This is a genomic window from Ruegeria sp. AM4, assembly GCF_056540665.1.
Window position 1 is genome coordinate 431,833 of record NZ_JBQFXD010000002.1, and the last position, 14,945, is coordinate 446,777.

Sequence of the window (14,945 nt, forward strand, 5' to 3'; positions counted from 1 at the left end):
GGATCCGTTCTAAGTCTGGCCTCAAATATCCCGGAGCGCGAGGTAAAAACTCGCAATTGCGGGCCGTTACCTGAGTGACAACCACGCTGTAAATTGGGGATATCCATGACAATTAGGCGCATTTCGTCCGGTGGAGAATTCGAAGCCAAAGTCGGTTATTGCCGCGCGGTCGTTGCGGGGGGCTGGGTTCACGTGGCCGGAACGGTTGGGCAGGGCACAGATGCGGCAGAACAATGCCGTTCGGCCCTGACCGTGATTGAAAAGGCGCTGGCCGAGGCAGGGGCAAGCTTTGCCGATGTTGTGCGCGTGACCTATATGTTGCCGGACCGGAACGAATTTGAGCCCTGTTGGCCGATCCTGGAACAGACCTTTGGGGCCAACCCGCCAGCTGCGACGATGATTGAATGCGGTTTGATTGATCCGAAATACCGGATCGAGATCGAAGTCACTGCCATTTTGCCGCAATAGCAGCTGCGGTGACGTGACACTGGACCTTGGCCCGCCTTTGGTTCATATCTGCAGGGACCGAAACGTAGGAGGCGTCCGATGGGCATCCTGAACTCTCTTTTGCGGGCCGTGACCTGGTGGAATGGAGCGACCCTGAACACGCAGATTTTTACGGCGCGCAAAGGTGTCAAGGTCGGCGAGGATGACGAAGGCAACGTGTTCTACCGCACTGCCGATGACAGCAGGCGCTGGGTGATTTTTAATGGCGAGGCTGAGGCAAGCCGTATCGATCCTGACTGGCACGGATGGCTGCACCGGACCTGGGACGAGCCCCCGACCGATAAACCGCTGCCGCACAAATCCTGGGAAAAGCCCCATCAAGAAAACCTGACAGGTACGGCTTTGGCCTATGCGCCAGCCGGGTCTTTGCGCCGCCCTGACCCGGTTAAGCGCAAGGACTATGAGGCCTGGAGCCCGGAATAAACGAGGCCAAGAATGTCGAGCTATAATATGACCGAAGTCCTTGTCGGCGGGGCCGTTCTGGCCTGTGCCGTCGCGTTTGGTGTCTACGCAAGCCAATCCACGGGCTTGTCGCAAAGCCACACTGGATACGAGCTGGGGGCGTCGTTCCGATCGCTAGAAGGCGTCGGCGTGGGCACTGATGTTCGGCTGGCAGGTGTCAAGATCGGCACGGTCACGCAGGTCGAACTGAACCCCGACACCTATCGCGCCGATACCAGCTTTTCCGTCGCGGATGGGATTTTGATACCGGATGACAGCGCTGTTGTGATCTCTTCCGAAGGATTGCTGGGGGGCAACTTTGTCGAAGTCATGCCCGGCGGGTCACCGTTTTACTTCGAGGCCGGGGATGAGGTCGAGGATACGCAAGGCGCGGTCAGCCTGATCTCGTTGCTGGTGAAGTTCGTGGCCGGAGACGGCAGCGAATGATCCGTTCGGCGTTGCTCGCCCTGTGTCTGATGGCGGCCGGAGCTTCTGCTCAGCAAAAGGTGGAATCCGGGCCGGGCGCGATGTTGCGCGGGCTGGACAAGGTCAGCGGGCAGACACTGGATATTCAGGTGCGGTCCGGAGAGGCCGCGAACGTGTTCGGTCTGGACGTGGCGCTTGGGGATTGCCGGTATCCGGTCGACAACCCCACTGGCGATGCGTTCGCCTATCTGACGGTTTGGGAGCAGGGGAAATCCGAACAGCTTTTTGACGGTTGGATGATCGCGACATCTCCGGCACTGAACGCATTGGATCACGCTCGTTATGATGTTTGGGTGATCCGCTGTATCACGCCCTGAGGACTCTGGAACAGTTCGGCCCCGAAGTCCGCGCTCAGATCGAGGGCGTCTTTCAGCTCTGATTGATAAACCGCCCGTGGGATTTCGATGGCACCCAGCGACGCCAGATGCGCTGTCAGAAACTGGGTGTCAAACAAGGTAAACCCGGTCCTGCGCAAACGGTCCACAAGATAGGCAAGCGCGATCTTCGAGGCATCCCTTCGGCGCGAAAACATGCTTTCGCCAAAGAATGCAGCCCCAAGGGTCACACCATAAACGCCGCCAACGAGAGCGTCTTCTTCCCAGACTTCCAGCGAATGCGCCTGACCGCCCTGATGCAGCGATCGGTACAGCCGGCGCAGTTCCGAATTGATCCAGGTGTCGGCCCGATCAGCACAGCCATCCACGACACCGTCAAAGTCCTGGTTGATGGTGATCGTGAAACCGCAGCTTCGGATGCGCCGCGCAAGGCTGCGCGAGATATGGAAGCCGTCCAGTGGAAAGACACCGCGAAATTTTGGATCGACCCAGAATAGTTCCGGGTCGTCGCGGTGTTCCGCCATCGGGAAGATGCCGATGGAATAGCCGTGCAGCAGCAGTTCGGGGGAAAGGCTCATGTCGGATATGTCGGGACCGAACGGTTCGGTCCCGAGACCTTATTGGGCCATATTCTCCGCAAGCCAACGCTCCAGCCAATGGATGTTGTAATCGCCGCTGTGCAGATCGGGTTCCTGTAGCAATGCATGGAACAGCGGCACCGTGGTATCGATACCGTCCACGATCAATTCACCCAATGCACGCTCGAGCCGGGCAAGCGCTTCGTCCCGGTCGCGGCCCTGAACAATCAGCTTGGCGATCAGCGAGTCGTAATACGGTGGGATCGAATACCCATCATAAAGCGCTGAATCCATCCGCACACCCAGCCCGCCCGGCGCGTGATAAGCTGAAATCTTGCCCGGACAGGGCGAGAAGTTGGGCAGTTTTTCGGCGTTGATCCGAACCTCGATGGCGTGGCCGTTGATCTCAAGATCGTCCTGACCGAACGACATAGGCTCACCGGCGGCGACGCGGATCTGTTCGCGAACGAGGTCCACGCCAAAGATGCCTTCGGTCACCGGGTGTTCCACCTGCAATCGCGTGTTCATTTCGATGAAATAGAACTCGCCATTTTCGTACAGGAACTCGATGGTGCCCGCGCCGATATAGTTGATTTTGGCGACCGCGTCGGCACAGACCTTACCGATCTTGGCGCGTTCTTCCGGTGTGATGCAGGGGCCGGGGGCCTCTTCGAATACTTTCTGGTGGCGGCGCTGCAGTGAACAATCACGCTCACCCAGATGGACAGCCTTGCCCTTGCCGTCGCCAAAAACCTGGATCTCGATATGGCGCGGCGTGGTCAGGTATTTCTCGATATAGACCTCGTCATTGCCAAAGGCTGCCTTGCCTTCGGCGCGTGCGGTCATGAAGGCGCTTTCCATCTCATCCGCGCTCATCGCGACTTTCATGCCGCGACCGCCGCCGCCGGCGGTAGCTTTGATGATGACGGGATAGCCGAATTCTTCACCGATCTTTTTGGCCGTTGCCAGATCAGGCACGCCGCCATCCGAGCCCGGAACACAAGGCACGCCCAGTTCCTTCATCGTGTCCTTGGCGGTGATCTTGTCGCCCATGATGCGGATATGTTCGGCGGTGGGACCGATAAAGGTGATGTCGTGGTCTTCGACGATCTGCACGAACTCGGCATTCTCGGACAGAAAGCCATAGCCAGGGTGGATCGCCTGCGCGCCGGTGATTTCGCAGGCGGAAATGATCGCGGGCACGGACAGGTAGCTTTGTGGGCTGGGCGGAGGGCCGATGCAGACCGATTCGTCGGCCATGCGCACATGCATCGCGTCGCTGTCGGCGGTCGAATGCACGGCGACCGTCTTAATCCCCATCTCGCGCGCAGCGCGGATGACGCGCAGGGCGATCTCGCCTCGGTTGGCAATCAGGATCTTGTCGAACATGGGCCCGCCTTACTCGATGATGACCAGAGGGGTGCCGAATTCCACGGCGTCGCCATCGCCGACGAGAATGCGCTTGATGGTGCCCGATTTGGGCGCGTGGATGTGGTTCATGGTCTTCATCGCTTCGACGATCAGCAGCGTGTCGCCTTCGGAAACGGATGCGCCGACCGAGATGAACGAAGGCGCGCCGGGCTCGGGCTGCATGTAGACGGTACCAACCATCGGCGAGGTCACGGCGCCTGGGTGGCTGGCCGGGTCATCCATTGCGGCGGGCGCCTCGGCAGCTGCGGGGGCCGCAGCGGGCGCCGGTGCCGGAGCGGCAGCAGCGGGAACCGCAACCTGCACCGGAGCGGCCACGGTCTGCGCGGCGCGACTGACGCGCACATTCAGGCTGTCATCATCGCCGTATTCCCGTTTGACCTGCAACTCGGTCAGATCGTTTTCGCGCAGCAATTCGGCCAGTGCCTTGATGAACGCGACATCCGCTTCGTGTTTGGTATCTGTCATGAGTGTCCTCGAAGGTTCCCCTTTGTCCCGTCTGTTTCGCGCGGGCTTTGGTCTGATTAGGCAGCGTTATAAGCCATGCGAACGGCCATGAAAAGCGCAGTCTGGCCATGAAAAGCAAAGGGTTCTGCCCCTGCAGGATGCCAGGTTTTGGTCACAGTGGCATTCCTGACAGCTTGGCCACCAATTCCGGCAGTTTGCGGGCGCCGAATTTTTCCAGCAGGCGGGCGCGGTAGGCTTCGATCGTGCGATAACTCAGACCGAGTTCCGCGCCGATTTCCTTGGCGGACAGTCCTCGGCAGGACATGATCGCCACTTGACGTTCGCGTGCGGTCAACTCGACCAGTGGGCGTTCTTCCGAGATGTCGGAAAAGCTCCAAATGCCGTGCCGGAACGGATCGTCCGGTGTCAGTGATCGACCCCGAGCGCGGCACCAGAACAGATCGCCGCTGCGCCGCCGCATCACCCTTTCATCCGAATAATAGCCCGTGTCGCGCATGACCTGAAGGCTGCGTGCGCCAATGCGTTCCCAATCTGCGACCGAGGGGTACAGATGCAGTAACGGCATGTTTCGGTATTCGGTTTCGTCGCCACCGAAAGTGCGCGCAAATTGCAGATTGCAACGGCGTATGATCCGGTTTTCCAGCTCGACCAGACCGATGGGTGCATATTCGAAGGCGGGGTCACTCATATACCTATCGTGACGCGTATTGCCGTTAATGAGAAGGGGCGGCGGGCAAAAGGTTTGGTGCTTGCGTGGCAGTTGTTGTTAATGTTGTAAATTCGCGTTGAAAATTGCTGGCCAACACGCGAAAATCACAGGGAATTCCCGATAATTTCCTTGAGTTTCACTAAGGTTTAGTAGCGATGAGAGACACTCTGACCGGCAGTCGTATCCGCGAAAGGCGTCAAATCTGCGGTCTGCGTCAGGCCGAACTGGCGCGGCAGGTGGGAATTTCGGCCTCGTATCTGAACCTCATCGAGCACAATCGCCGCCGGATTGGCGGCAAGCTTTTGGTGGATATCGCTGCGGCGCTGTCGGTCGAGCCCTCGTTGCTGACGCAAGGCCTTGAGGAGACGCTGATCTCGGCGTTGCGCGAGGCTGCGGCGGACGCGGTTGGGCAACAGGCGGAACTGGACGGGCTCGAGGAATTCGCCGGACGGTTTCCTGGTTGGTCGGGCGTTCTGGCGCAGATGCATCGTCGTGTGGTTTCTCTTGAACGCACGGTCGAAACTTTGTCGGACCGCCTGACCCACGACCCCCATCTTGCCGCATCGATGCACGAAGTGCTGTCAACGGCTGCCGCCATCCGGTCCACCGCCGCAATTCTTGCCGAGCCCGGTGATATCGACGCCGAGTGGCGCGATCGTTTTCACCGCAATCTGCATCAGGATGCAGAGCGGCTGGCCGAAAGCTCCAAAGCGTTGGTGACTTATTTGGATGACAGCGAGGGGCAGGGTGATCTGCGTGGCACCCCGATGGACGCGGTCGAGGCGTTCTTTGCCGAAAGAGGGTTTCACTTTCCCGAGCTTGAGGATGGGGACGGTGTCCAGAATATTCCGATGCCCGAATTGGGTGCGGCGTCCCGATCGGTCGCTGCGGACTTGCTTGGGCTTTATGTCGCTGATGCAAAGGCCCTGCCGTTGAGCGATTTGAAGGTCGCGATTGATCGCATGGGATTTGACCCGGTGGGACTGGCCCATCATTTTGCCGTCGATCTACCGACAATGCTGCGCCGCCTTGCTGCGCTGCCCCAGGGCGTGCTGCCCAGGCCGGTGGGGCTTGTAACCTGCGACGCCTCAGGGGGCGTCCTGTTCTACAAGCCGCTGCCTGGATTTGCCCTGCCGCGCCAAGGTGAAACCTGCCCACATTGGCCGGTGTTTACGGCGCTGAACCGGCCATTGGTTCCGACGCGCAAACGGGTCGTGCAGCTAGGCCGGACCGCAGCGGTGTTCGACTGCTATGCCATCGCCTGGCCGCAGACGGTCGACAGGTTTGATGCCGACCCGGTTTACCGGTCGGTGATGCTGGTGATCCCAGTTGATGGGGCAGCGCCTTCGTCTGACGAGGCGACCCAGGTGGGCACCAACTGTCGTATCTGCCCAAAGTCCGATTGCACCGCGCGACGCGAGCCATCGATCCTGAGCGAAGGCTTTTGACAGTTCCCCGGCGCAGCGCTTAATCTGCCCTCGACAGCACGCCCTTCGCGCGATCTGTCATGGGGAGGACGTAGAAATATGAGCCGTAAGGTTCTGCTGATTGAGGATGAGCCCAATATCACCGAGGCAATCCGGTTCTTGCTGACCCGCGAGGGATGGCAAGTTGAAACCCATGCCGAGGGCACGGATGCTGTTCAGGTTATTTTGGCCGCTCAACCGGACCTGGTGATTCTGGACGTGATGCTGCCGGGCAAAAGCGGGATGGACATATTGCGTGACCTGCGCGAGCTCAGCGAAATGCGGTCGTTGCCCGTTTTGATGCTGACCGCCCGCGGTCAGTCCCGCGATAGGGAAATGGCCGAACAGGCCGGTGTAAGCCGGTTCATGACCAAGCCCTTTTCCAACGCCGAGGTGCTGACAGCAGTGCGAGACCTGCACGCGCAGGCGTCACGGCTATGACCGCGCCAGGCGAAGGCAGGCGACGCAGGCCTTCGCTGTTTCTGGAAAGACAAAGCTATCGCCGGCGCAGGCTGATGGACGCCGCGCGGCTGTTACCGCTCTTGGGGGCGGCGATGATTGCTTTGCCTTTGCTTTGGCCGGACGACAGCAGCGGCGCCGGGGGCGTACCGCTATCGGCGGCAATTCTCTATATATTCGCCTGCTGGGGCATTCTGATCCTGATCAGCGTCGTGTTCGGCATCGCCGCAAGACGTCTGGCTGCGCGCGAAAAGGATGAGCCGGAGGCGGGCGAATGGCAACGCTGAATGTCCTGATACTGGTGTGTCTGGGCTATGTGGTGCTGCTGTTTGGCGTTGCCTTTGCAGCGGACCGCCTTGCGGCGGCTGGGCGGGGAAAATGGTTGCGGTCGCCGCTGATCTATACGCTCTCGCTGTCGATCTATTGCACCGCCTGGACGTTCTATGGCGCGGTTGGCAACGCGGCGCGGTCGGGGTTGGAGTTTGTAACGATCTACCTGGGTCCGACGCTGGTCATGGTCGGCTGGTGGTGGGGACTGCGCAAGCTGGTCCGGGTCGGGCGCAGCCAGCGTGTCACCTCGATCGCTGACCTGATTTCGTCGCGCTATGGCAAGTCCAACACGCTGGCGATCTGTGTCACGATCCTGGCCGTGGTCGGGGGCACGCCTTATATCGCATTGCAACTGCAATCGATCACACTTTCGTTTTCGATCTTTGCCGAAGCGGACCCAACGGGGCTGTATCGCGAGGGCTCCAGCGTGTTCTGGGTCGCGACCGGCCTGGCGGTGTTTGCCATCCTGTTCGGAACCCGGAATCTGGACGCGAACGAGCGGCACCACGGCGTTGTGACCGCGATCGCGCTCGAGGCAGTGGTCAAGCTGTTTGCGCTTTTGGCAGTTGGCGTCTTCGTCGTCTGGGGCATCGCGGGCGGGATCGAGCCGATGATGAACCGCATCGACAACTCGGCCATCGGGCAGTGGAACGTGGATGCAAGTCGCTGGACGACATTCACGTTCTTGTCTGCCGCTGCCTTCATCTGTCTGCCGCGCATGTTTCAGGTCATGGTCGTCGAAAACGACGACGAAAGCCATTTGCGCACCGCCGCATGGGCATTTCCGCTGTACCTGCTGCTGATGAGCCTGTTTGTAGTGCCGATTGCCGTCATCGGTCTGGACCTGTTGCCCGAGGGTGCGAACCCTGACCTGTTCGTTCTGACCGTGCCGCTGTCACAGGGCAACGACTGGCTGGCGATGCTGTCCTTCATAGGCGGCTTTTCCTCGGCCACGTCGATGGTGATCGTGACCGCCATGGCCCTGTCGACAATGGTATCGAACCACGTTGTGATGCCGATCTGGTTGAACACGCAAGAAGGCTCGGCCTCGGTTTCAGGCGATGTCCGTACGATTGTTCTGATGGCGCGACGGGTGTCGATCGCGGCGATCATGGCGTTGGGGTACTTCTATTTCCGGCTTTCGGGGGGCGGCGCGGCGCTTGCGTCCATCGGGTTGGTGGCATTCGCCGGGATTTCCCAGATCCTGCCCGCGCTTGTGGGCGGGCTGTTCTGGCGCGGAGCAACGCGGACAGGCGCGCTGGTAGGCTTGAGCATCGGCTTCGGGCTCTGGATTTACACATTGCTGTTGCCCGGTATGGGTGGCGGGATCATTCCAATTTCGGTCATAGAAAACGGCCCCTTTGGCTGGGGATTCCTTCGGCCGCAGGCCTTGTTCGGGATCGAAGGAATCGACCCGATGGTCCATTCCGTAATGTGGTCGCTGTTGCTGAACACGATCGGGTTCTGCGTCGCCTCGCTGCTGAGTTTTCCAAGCCCGCTGGAAAGGTTGCAGGGGGCTCAATTCGTCAATGTCTTTGACCATTCGGTCGCGCCGCAAGGTTGGACCGGATCGGTTGCGCAAAGCGAGGATTTGATGATCATGACCCAGCGCATACTGGGCACTGTGCCGGCGCAGGAGTTTTTTCAGGCCGAAGTGGAACGACAAAACGGACGACCCGGGCGATTGCCAGAGCCAACGCCGGGTTTTCTGCAACGGCTTGAACGCGAGTTGAGCGGCTCGGTCGGGGCCGCAACTGCTCATGCGATGATCGGGCAGATCGTTGGCGGATCGTCGGTGTCGGTCGAAGATCTGCTGGCCGTTGCCGATGAATCTGCGCATCTGTTGGAATATTCCAGCCAGTTGGAGGAGAAATCGGCCGAGCTGACCCGCACCGCGCGCAAATTGCGAGAGGCGAATACGAAACTGACACAAGTGTCAGCGCAAAAAGACGATTTTCTTGGTCAGGTCAGTCACGAATTGCGCACACCTATGACCTCGATCCGCGCCTTTTCCGAGATCATGCGCGATACGGACGACCTGAGTGCGGACGAGCAGATCCGCTATGCCGCGATCATCCACGACGAAGCGCTGCGCCTGACCCGTGTGCTGGACGATCTGCTGGACCTGAGTGTTCTGGAAAGCGGGCAGGTCAGCCTGAACGTTGCCGATGGTAGCTTGCGGTCCGTTCTCGATCGTGCCGTGTCCAGCGCTCTGGCAGGCGGTGACGGCGCCCTCGAGGTGCGGCGGTCTCATGCGGCCGAGCGTATCCAGTTGCACACCGATCTCGACCGGCTGGGACAGGTCTTTATCAACCTCATCTCGAATGCGCAGAAATACTGTGACGCCTCCGAACCCGTTCTGACCATCTCGACCCATGATGTCGGCGGGCAGGTGGTCATAGATTTTGCCGACAATGGCAGCGGTATCCCGCCCGAGGCCCAGTCGCTGATCTTCGAGAAATTCGCCCGGGTCGGGTCGGAAAAAGCTGGTGGCGCGGGGCTGGGGTTGGCCATCTGCCGCGAGATCATGCAGCGGCTGGGTGGGGATATCACGTATTTGTCCGGTCAGGGCGGCGCAGGTTTCCGCGTCAGCCTGCCTTTGGCCTTCCGGCAGGCAGCGCAATAACGCGGGACATAAAGACAATCGTAACTTTGGTCGCGCTAAACCGATCTTCGGAACAGGAAGAAACGGCGATTCGATGCCATGAACCAGCAGCTCAATGCCGCTTTGGCGCGCAAACTTTCGGCAGGGCAGGAGGGTGCGGCCTCCAATGGGCGCTCGATTCTGCGGGCGTTTCGTCTTGCTTTGGCGCGTTCGGCTGCGCAGCGCATGAACTTGCCCCTTGCAGTGATTGGCGCGAAACTGGCGACGCGTACGCCGACTGACCTGAACGGCGTGATCACGGATGATTGGCTGCTTTTGGTTTTTGCCTCTGAACACGGCGCCGCCGGTATCTGTCTGGATCCGGGTTTTGTTTCGGCTATCGTGCAGTTCCAAACAATCGGTGACGTCACTGCGGACCCTCCGGAAACGCGATCTTTCACCGATACCGACACGGCCATGACAATTCCCTTGATCGAGGGATTTCTTGCGGTCGCGCAGACGCTGGTTGACGGGGTCGAGGACCTGAGCAGCCTGTCGGGCCTGACTTTTGCGTCTCGGGTTCCCGATGTCCGTTCGCTGGGTCTGGCGCTGATCGATGACAGCTATCGGGCCTATGATCTGACCGCCGAGCTTGCGGGGCGCGCGCGGCAAGGGCGGGTTTGCGTGCTGCTTCCAGTGTTGCCTGATGCCGACCGGGCCGCAGAAGGGGACAGCGTTGCGCAAGGTCCCTGTCTTGAACAGGCAGCGGGGGTGATCCGGGCTGAATTGCACAGTGTGACCTGCCGGATTTCACTGCCGCTTGCCAGATTGTCCGAGTTGCAGGTGGGGGATGTGCTGCCCTTGACGGGCGCACGGTTGGACCGGACTGAGGTCACCACTATCGATGGCACGCGCACGGCGATCGGACGGTTGGGCCAATGCGGCGGAATGCGGGCTGTTCGCATCAACGAACAGATCTCATTGCCTGCGCTTTCGGATCCAACTCAGCATATCTTCATGGAGAATGCACCGGGTCCAAGCGCCACCGAAACCCATATCGACGTGACGCCGCCGCAAACAGACGTTGCCACGCAGGGGCAGAGCGACCCTGTCATCGTGGACGACCCTCAATTAAGACCGGCCAATTCTGAACAAATGGTCGCTGAAATTTCCCAATTAGCTGGCCTGAGTGACCTGGACGAAGAGAGCTGATCCTGTCTGAAACGGCTACTTCGGTTGAAGTCGTAGGACTAAAAGCTTGAATTGACACCCCTCGCAGGACAGCCAAGCGCGCTAGTCTTGCGAATTGCTGAGTTGTTCCAATGCGGGGCGCAGGTTGTCCAGCGCGTATCCGGCTTTCCCGGTGGCGTCCAGAATTTCGTCGGCACTCATCTGCTCGCATTGACCCAGCGCCCAGACCACCGAGCATCTTGTCCCCGAGGCGCAATATGCCAAAACCGGCCCGGCGCAGCTTTCGGCCAGATCTCTTTGACGCGCCACGTTTTCCGGCGTCATGGTCTGGTGCGTCAATTCCAGAACCTCATATTCCATCCCTGCGGCACGAACCGCCTCGCCGATTGCGTCCGATTGCATGTCAAACGGGACTTCGACGTTGGGACGGTTGCAGATCACCTTGACAAAACCTGCCTCGGCGATGGCTGGCACGTCTTCGACCGTGATTTGAGGCGAGACGGCATAGCGGGGTGTAATCGGGCGAATCTCCATGGCAATTGATTAGGGCGCGTTTGCCGCTCTGTCCAGTTGTGCGCCCAGAGTTGGGGCTGCCAACATGCCCGCCACCATCGTGACGAAAAACACCAATCCATTGACGCCGCCATAACTCAGCGATGCCATAGCCGGGCCGGGGCACAGCCCGGCCAATGCCCAGCCCATGCCGAACATTACCGATCCCACAACCAGTCGCCGGTCAATCGCGGTTGCCGGTGGGGCAGGGAATTGCCCACCGGCCAAGGGCGCCCGGCCGCGCGTCAATCGCCACGCCAGCAGCATTGGCGCAATCGCGCCAGCCATTACGAAGGCAAGCGTTGGGTCCCAGTCGCCGAAGATATCCAGCCATCCCTGGACCTTTCGGGTGTTTGTCATGCCCGATATCAAAAGGCCGGTTCCAAACAGCGATCCAGCCAAAAATGCGATCAGCCCGCGCATCAGATCAACCCCCAGACGTGCCGCATCAGAGCCAGGGTCAAAGCACCGGCGATGATGTAAACCACAGTCGCCACAATTCCGCGCATCGAAAAGCGAGAGATCCCACAAACGCCATGCCCCGATGTGCATCCATTTGCGATGCGGGTCCCAACGCCCACCAGCAGACCGGCTGCGATCACGACCGAGACGTTACTTGTCAGGTTCGTCTGCACATCGGGCGCGATCAGCGGGCGCAGCAACAGTGGCATCCCGATCAGACCGGCGACAAAGACAAGACGCTCAAGTCGGAGGTCGCGCGGGCCACGCTCGAACAGCCCGCCCAGAATTCCGCTTGCGCCCATGATGCGCCCATTGCCCAACAGGAAAATTGCAGCACCACATCCGATCAGCAAGCCACCGATCAGGCCCCAGATCCATTCTGCATGCATGTTGATGTCCTTTGGTTGGTGTGCCCGTCACAGCTTGTTGACGGGAATTTTCAGCATAACGTCGCCATGTTCGTCCGTTGGCGGCATCTGACCGGCCCGCATGTTTACTTGCAGCGAGGGCAAGATCAGGCGCGGCATCGCCAGCGTCGCATCGCGCGCATCACGCATTTCTACGAATTCTTCGATGCTGCGACCCTGACCGATGTGGACATTAAGCGCCCTTTGTTCGCCAACCGTCGTCTCCCACGCATATTCGTCGCGTCCCGGAGCCTTGTAGTCATGGCCGACAAAGATTCGGGTTTCGTCCGGCAAGGACAGGATTTTCTGAATCGATTCAAACAGCATTGCCGATGAACCACCCGGAAAATCGCAACGAGCGGTACCGAAATCGGGCATGAACAGCGTGTCTCCGACAAATGCGGCATCTCCGATTACATAGGTCAGACAAGCCGGCGTATGCCCCGGAGTATGCAGCACATCCCCGCGCATCTGCCCGATGTGAAAGCTGTCGCCCTCGGCAAACAGTGCGTCGAACTGGCTGCCATCGCGTTGAAACTCGGTGCCTTCGTTAAAGACTTTGCCGAACGTGTCCTGAATCTGAACGATGTTTGCGCCGATCCCGATCTTCCCGCCCAGTTCCTGCTGAAGGTAGGGCGCGGCGCTGAGATGGTCGGCGTGAACGTGGCTTTCCAGTATCCACTGCACGCTCAAATTTCTTTCTTTGACATGGGCGATGATCTGATCAGCAGCCTGAGTTCCAGTGCGCCCCGAGGCGTGATCGAAGTCCAGCACGCTGTCGATGATCGCGCAGGCAGTGCCTTGCGGTTCCTGTGCCACGTAAGAAACGGTGAAGGTCTGTTCGTCAAAGAAAGCTGTCACTTTGGGTGTCATGGTATCCTCCGCCAGGCGATTACATATATCAATAATGGAATATGAAAGGATTTCCAATCCGTGAATTGATATAGGTCATGGCATTTGGAACAAATCTTGCGTAACGTTTAACCAAAGCGCAAGACATTGGCGATTTCCCGCCGCACAACCCGCGAAATTATGAGACATTCATGAAACCGCATGATGGTCTTAATCCCGTTACCTATATCTGGCACTGTAGCACCAATTGGGAGGAAGCAGATGACAGCTCAGGATCTCTATTTTGAGGCGGAAAAGCTTGAACGAAAGCTGAAGGGTGCCTGTATGGATACGCGTCTGGCCCTGCAACCAAACGTCAGCCAGGTTATCGGTGCCATGCGCGCCCGCGGCGTTCAGGTCCCCTCGCGTCTGCGTCAGCTGGATGCGGCGCTTTACGAAGACGCGATTGAGGCTCAGTTCGACAATATGCCCGTCTGAACAGGTTGGTCATCCGAAGGATATGCCAAGGATGACCAGCATCAGCCCCAGAACAGACAAGAACAAGGACGCCATGTTCCAGGGTAGAACGCCTTGTACTGTGGCGCGCAGTTCATCATCCGACAACCCGGCTTTGCGCGCCCTGATCACGCGCAGGATGCACCAGACAAGACCGACCAGCCCGGCCAGCGACAGGGCGGCTCCGCCCCAGACGATAATGTCGAACATGCTTCCCCACGGACACAAACAGAACGTGCACCGCGCTTAACGGATCGCTTCCAGCGGCACAAGCCCGGCGGCGGGAATGCACGCTTGCACCCAGTGCAACGGCGATGTATCCGGGCACCTTGCCCGCATCGTATTTTAGCCTTGGGAGAGACGCAGATGGAAGACATCACCGAAGATCAGGCCGCCGCAAATTATCGCGTGACCGCAGGCGAACTGCGCCAGTTTGTCGAGCGTATTGAGCGTTTAGAACTGGAGAAGAAGGACATCGCGGACCAGATCAAGGAAGTCTATTCCGAGAGTAAAGCGCGCGGCTACGACGTGAAGGCGCTGCGCAGCATTATCTCGCTGAGAAAACGCGACAAAGATGACATTGCCGAGCAAGAGGCCGTTATCGAAATGTATAAAGAAGCCTTGGGTATGACCTAAAGGTGATCCTGCCAACAAGGCCCACGATCGTCGTTTCTGTACCTTTGTTCGAGAACGTAAACACCTTGAAAGAGGAAGTTGCAGCTTATCGCGCCTAGCCGCTGCGATCTGATGGGTCGCCGCGTTGGCGTTGCCATTGGCAGTGTCTTGTCAGACGCGGCCGAGCAAGCGCGCGAACTTTATCTCGTCTGGTCGTCGGTCCGGTTTCATTGATTTTGTGGTACCCGCGGCCGGACTCGAACCGGCACGGCCTTCCGGCCCAGAGATTTTAAGTCTCTTGTGTCTACCATTCCACCACGCGGGCGTACGTGTCGGGCCTATTTTGGGCCTAGAAATCTCCATACGGCCACAAGATCATGAATACAATGCGCTTTGCGGGTGGAAACGCAGGAATTTCTGTCCGACAGGTCATCCAGTAAAACGCCCCCGAAATACTCTGAAGCAGGTATCTGGTGATACGAAACGGGCTTGCCGCGTTGGAATACAGTAGCGAAGACGTTTGTTTCGTGAGTGCCTATATGGCTTTGGCTTGTGGCCGCGACAACAATTCCCCATCGCA

General features: G+C 59.2%; 20 protein-coding genes and 1 tRNA gene. 11 read left to right on the forward strand and 10 right to left on the reverse strand.

Annotated elements, in window-relative coordinates:
- Positions 1-105: 105 nt before the first annotated feature.
- The 4 genes from ACR0JA_RS07570 to ACR0JA_RS07585 all read left to right on the forward strand — a co-directional run bounded on the left by ACR0JA_RS07570 (position 106) and on the right by ACR0JA_RS07585 (position 1,751).
- Entirely contained in the window at positions 106-468 is a 363-nt protein-coding gene (locus ACR0JA_RS07570; RefSeq protein ID WP_480572279.1) for a RidA family protein, read from the forward strand.
- A gap of 78 nt (positions 469-546) precedes the next feature.
- Entirely contained in the window at positions 547-930 is a 384-nt protein-coding gene (locus tag ACR0JA_RS07575; RefSeq protein ID WP_480572281.1) for an NADH:ubiquinone oxidoreductase subunit NDUFA12, read from the forward strand.
- 12 nt (positions 931-942) lie between these two features.
- On the forward strand, positions 943-1,395 hold the full coding sequence (mlaD, locus tag ACR0JA_RS07580; RefSeq protein WP_480572283.1) for an outer membrane lipid asymmetry maintenance protein MlaD: 453 nt from the start codon (positions 943-945) through the stop codon (positions 1,393-1,395).
- Positions 1,392-1,751 (forward strand): DUF2155 domain-containing protein, encoded by a 360-nt coding sequence (locus tag ACR0JA_RS07585; RefSeq protein WP_480572285.1) that lies wholly within the window; start codon positions 1,392-1,394, stop codon positions 1,749-1,751. The genes mlaD and ACR0JA_RS07585 overlap by 4 nt, the downstream gene beginning before the upstream one ends.
- Here ACR0JA_RS07585 and aat read toward each other — a convergent pair.
- The 4 genes from aat to ACR0JA_RS07605 form a co-directional block, all read right to left on the reverse strand.
- Positions 1,715-2,347 (reverse strand): leucyl/phenylalanyl-tRNA--protein transferase, encoded by a 633-nt coding sequence (gene aat / locus ACR0JA_RS07590; protein ID WP_480572288.1) that lies wholly within the window; start codon positions 2,345-2,347, stop codon positions 1,715-1,717. The two genes, ACR0JA_RS07585 and aat, sit on opposite strands and share 37 nt — an antisense overlap.
- Positions 2,348-2,386: 39 nt before the next feature.
- Positions 2,387-3,736, reverse strand: a complete 1,350-nt coding sequence (accC, locus tag ACR0JA_RS07595) for an acetyl-CoA carboxylase biotin carboxylase subunit (RefSeq protein WP_480572291.1) — start codon at positions 3,734-3,736, stop codon at positions 2,387-2,389.
- A 9-nt stretch (positions 3,737-3,745) separates the two neighbouring features.
- Positions 3,746-4,243: an acetyl-CoA carboxylase biotin carboxyl carrier protein gene (gene accB / locus ACR0JA_RS07600; protein ID WP_480572294.1), complete on the reverse strand. Its 498-nt coding sequence runs from the start codon at positions 4,241-4,243 to the stop codon at positions 3,746-3,748.
- Between the two features lie 151 nt (positions 4,244-4,394).
- The gene (locus ACR0JA_RS07605) at positions 4,395-4,931 is read right to left on the reverse strand and encodes a helix-turn-helix transcriptional regulator (protein ID WP_480572297.1); all 537 of its coding nucleotides are present in this window, start codon (positions 4,929-4,931) and stop codon (positions 4,395-4,397) included.
- Between the two features lie 176 nt (positions 4,932-5,107).
- Here ACR0JA_RS07605 and ACR0JA_RS07610 point away from each other — a divergent pair, with 176 nt between their 5' ends.
- The 5 genes from ACR0JA_RS07610 (at position 5,108) to ACR0JA_RS07630 (ending at position 11,003) form a co-directional block, all read left to right on the forward strand.
- Entirely contained in the window at positions 5,108-6,400 is a 1,293-nt protein-coding gene (locus ACR0JA_RS07610; protein WP_480572300.1) for a helix-turn-helix domain-containing protein, read from the forward strand.
- A gap of 78 nt (positions 6,401-6,478) precedes the next feature.
- A complete protein-coding gene (locus tag ACR0JA_RS07615; RefSeq protein WP_480572303.1) occupies positions 6,479-6,859 on the forward strand; it encodes a response regulator transcription factor in 381 nt (126 codons plus the stop codon).
- Positions 6,856-7,164, forward strand: a complete 309-nt coding sequence (locus ACR0JA_RS07620) for a hypothetical protein (protein ID WP_480572306.1) — start codon at positions 6,856-6,858, stop codon at positions 7,162-7,164. Before ACR0JA_RS07615 ends, ACR0JA_RS07620 begins: the two co-directional genes overlap by 4 nt.
- Positions 7,152-9,833 (forward strand): ATP-binding protein, encoded by a 2,682-nt coding sequence (locus ACR0JA_RS07625; protein WP_480572309.1) that lies wholly within the window; start codon positions 7,152-7,154, stop codon positions 9,831-9,833. The genes ACR0JA_RS07620 and ACR0JA_RS07625 overlap by 13 nt, the downstream gene beginning before the upstream one ends.
- 78 nt (positions 9,834-9,911) lie before the next feature.
- Positions 9,912-11,003: a FliM/FliN family flagellar motor C-terminal domain-containing protein gene (locus tag ACR0JA_RS07630; protein WP_480572313.1), complete on the forward strand. Its 1,092-nt coding sequence runs from the start codon at positions 9,912-9,914 to the stop codon at positions 11,001-11,003.
- Positions 11,004-11,084: 81 nt separating this feature from the next.
- Here ACR0JA_RS07630 and ACR0JA_RS07635 read toward each other — a convergent pair whose 3' ends face one another.
- From ACR0JA_RS07635 to ACR0JA_RS07650, 4 genes are read right to left on the reverse strand one after another with little or no spacing between them, the layout of a single operon-like run.
- Positions 11,085-11,516, reverse strand: coding sequence for a protein tyrosine phosphatase family protein (locus ACR0JA_RS07635; RefSeq protein WP_480572315.1), 432 nt, complete (start codon positions 11,514-11,516; stop codon positions 11,085-11,087).
- Positions 11,517-11,525: 9 nt separating this feature from the next.
- The gene (locus tag ACR0JA_RS07640) at positions 11,526-11,957 is read right to left on the reverse strand and encodes a DUF6691 family protein (RefSeq protein ID WP_480572318.1); all 432 of its coding nucleotides are present in this window, start codon (positions 11,955-11,957) and stop codon (positions 11,526-11,528) included.
- On the reverse strand, positions 11,957-12,385 hold the full coding sequence (locus ACR0JA_RS07645; RefSeq protein ID WP_480572321.1) for a YeeE/YedE family protein: 429 nt from the start codon (positions 12,383-12,385) through the stop codon (positions 11,957-11,959). The genes ACR0JA_RS07640 and ACR0JA_RS07645 overlap by 1 nt, the downstream gene beginning before the upstream one ends.
- A 27-nt stretch (positions 12,386-12,412) precedes the next feature.
- Positions 12,413-13,276: an MBL fold metallo-hydrolase gene (locus ACR0JA_RS07650; RefSeq protein WP_480572324.1), complete on the reverse strand. Its 864-nt coding sequence runs from the start codon at positions 13,274-13,276 to the stop codon at positions 12,413-12,415.
- 240 nt (positions 13,277-13,516) lie between these two features.
- Between ACR0JA_RS07650 and ACR0JA_RS07655 the strand changes: the two genes are divergently transcribed.
- Positions 13,517-13,732, forward strand: a complete 216-nt coding sequence (locus ACR0JA_RS07655) for a hypothetical protein (protein ID WP_480572327.1) — start codon at positions 13,517-13,519, stop codon at positions 13,730-13,732.
- 9 nt (positions 13,733-13,741) lie between these two features.
- Here the strand turns inward: ACR0JA_RS07655 and ACR0JA_RS07660 are convergent, their stop codons facing one another.
- Positions 13,742-13,960 (reverse strand): hypothetical protein, encoded by a 219-nt coding sequence (locus ACR0JA_RS07660; RefSeq protein WP_480572330.1) that lies wholly within the window; start codon positions 13,958-13,960, stop codon positions 13,742-13,744.
- 156 nt (positions 13,961-14,116) lie between these two features.
- On the opposite strand from ACR0JA_RS07660, the gene ACR0JA_RS07665 reads away from it, so the two are divergent.
- Positions 14,117-14,386, forward strand: a complete 270-nt coding sequence (locus tag ACR0JA_RS07665; RefSeq protein ID WP_480572333.1) for a DUF2312 domain-containing protein — start codon at positions 14,117-14,119, stop codon at positions 14,384-14,386.
- A 218-nt stretch (positions 14,387-14,604) separates the two neighbouring features.
- Here ACR0JA_RS07665 and ACR0JA_RS07670 read toward each other — a convergent pair.
- A tRNA-Leu gene (locus tag ACR0JA_RS07670) sits at positions 14,605-14,690 on the reverse strand.
- Between the last annotated feature and the right edge of the window lie 255 nt (positions 14,691-14,945).

What these genes read in the sequence shown, in the direction of transcription:
- ACR0JA_RS07660 (WP_480572330.1), bottom strand. Translation starts at nt 13,960, where the DNA reads ATGTTCGACATTATCGTCTGGGGCGGAGCCGCCCTGTCGCTGGCCGGG.
- ACR0JA_RS07645 (WP_480572321.1), bottom strand. Translation starts at nt 12,385, where the DNA reads ATGCATGCAGAATGGATCTGGGGCCTGATCGGTGGCTTGCTGATCGGA.
- accC (WP_480572291.1), bottom strand. Translation starts at nt 3,736, where the DNA reads ATGTTCGACAAGATCCTGATTGCCAACCGAGGCGAGATCGCCCTGCGC.
- aat (WP_480572288.1), bottom strand. Translation starts at nt 2,347, where the DNA reads ATGAGCCTTTCCCCCGAACTGCTGCTGCACGGCTATTCCATCGGCATC.
- mlaD (WP_480572283.1), top strand. Translation starts at nt 943, where the DNA reads ATGTCGAGCTATAATATGACCGAAGTCCTTGTCGGCGGGGCCGTTCTG.
- ACR0JA_RS07625 (WP_480572309.1), top strand. Translation starts at nt 7,152, where the DNA reads ATGGCAACGCTGAATGTCCTGATACTGGTGTGTCTGGGCTATGTGGTG.
- ACR0JA_RS07610 (WP_480572300.1), top strand. Translation starts at nt 5,108, where the DNA reads ATGAGAGACACTCTGACCGGCAGTCGTATCCGCGAAAGGCGTCAAATC.
- ACR0JA_RS07650 (WP_480572324.1), bottom strand. Translation starts at nt 13,276, where the DNA reads ATGACACCCAAAGTGACAGCTTTCTTTGACGAACAGACCTTCACCGTT.
- ACR0JA_RS07570 (WP_480572279.1), top strand. Translation starts at nt 106, where the DNA reads ATGACAATTAGGCGCATTTCGTCCGGTGGAGAATTCGAAGCCAAAGTC.
- ACR0JA_RS07605 (WP_480572297.1), bottom strand. Translation starts at nt 4,931, where the DNA reads ATGAGTGACCCCGCCTTCGAATATGCACCCATCGGTCTGGTCGAGCTG.
- accB (WP_480572294.1), bottom strand. Translation starts at nt 4,243, where the DNA reads ATGACAGATACCAAACACGAAGCGGATGTCGCGTTCATCAAGGCACTG.
- ACR0JA_RS07585 (WP_480572285.1), top strand. Translation starts at nt 1,392, where the DNA reads ATGATCCGTTCGGCGTTGCTCGCCCTGTGTCTGATGGCGGCCGGAGCT.
- ACR0JA_RS07620 (WP_480572306.1), top strand. Translation starts at nt 6,856, where the DNA reads ATGACCGCGCCAGGCGAAGGCAGGCGACGCAGGCCTTCGCTGTTTCTG.
- ACR0JA_RS07665 (WP_480572333.1), top strand. Translation starts at nt 14,117, where the DNA reads ATGGAAGACATCACCGAAGATCAGGCCGCCGCAAATTATCGCGTGACC.
- ACR0JA_RS07640 (WP_480572318.1), bottom strand. Translation starts at nt 11,957, where the DNA reads ATGCGCGGGCTGATCGCATTTTTGGCTGGATCGCTGTTTGGAACCGGC.
- ACR0JA_RS07615 (WP_480572303.1), top strand. Translation starts at nt 6,479, where the DNA reads ATGAGCCGTAAGGTTCTGCTGATTGAGGATGAGCCCAATATCACCGAG.
- ACR0JA_RS07655 (WP_480572327.1), top strand. Translation starts at nt 13,517, where the DNA reads ATGACAGCTCAGGATCTCTATTTTGAGGCGGAAAAGCTTGAACGAAAG.
- ACR0JA_RS07635 (WP_480572315.1), bottom strand. Translation starts at nt 11,516, where the DNA reads ATGGAGATTCGCCCGATTACACCCCGCTATGCCGTCTCGCCTCAAATC.
- ACR0JA_RS07575 (WP_480572281.1), top strand. Translation starts at nt 547, where the DNA reads ATGGGCATCCTGAACTCTCTTTTGCGGGCCGTGACCTGGTGGAATGGA.
- ACR0JA_RS07630 (WP_480572313.1), top strand. Translation starts at nt 9,912, where the DNA reads ATGAACCAGCAGCTCAATGCCGCTTTGGCGCGCAAACTTTCGGCAGGG.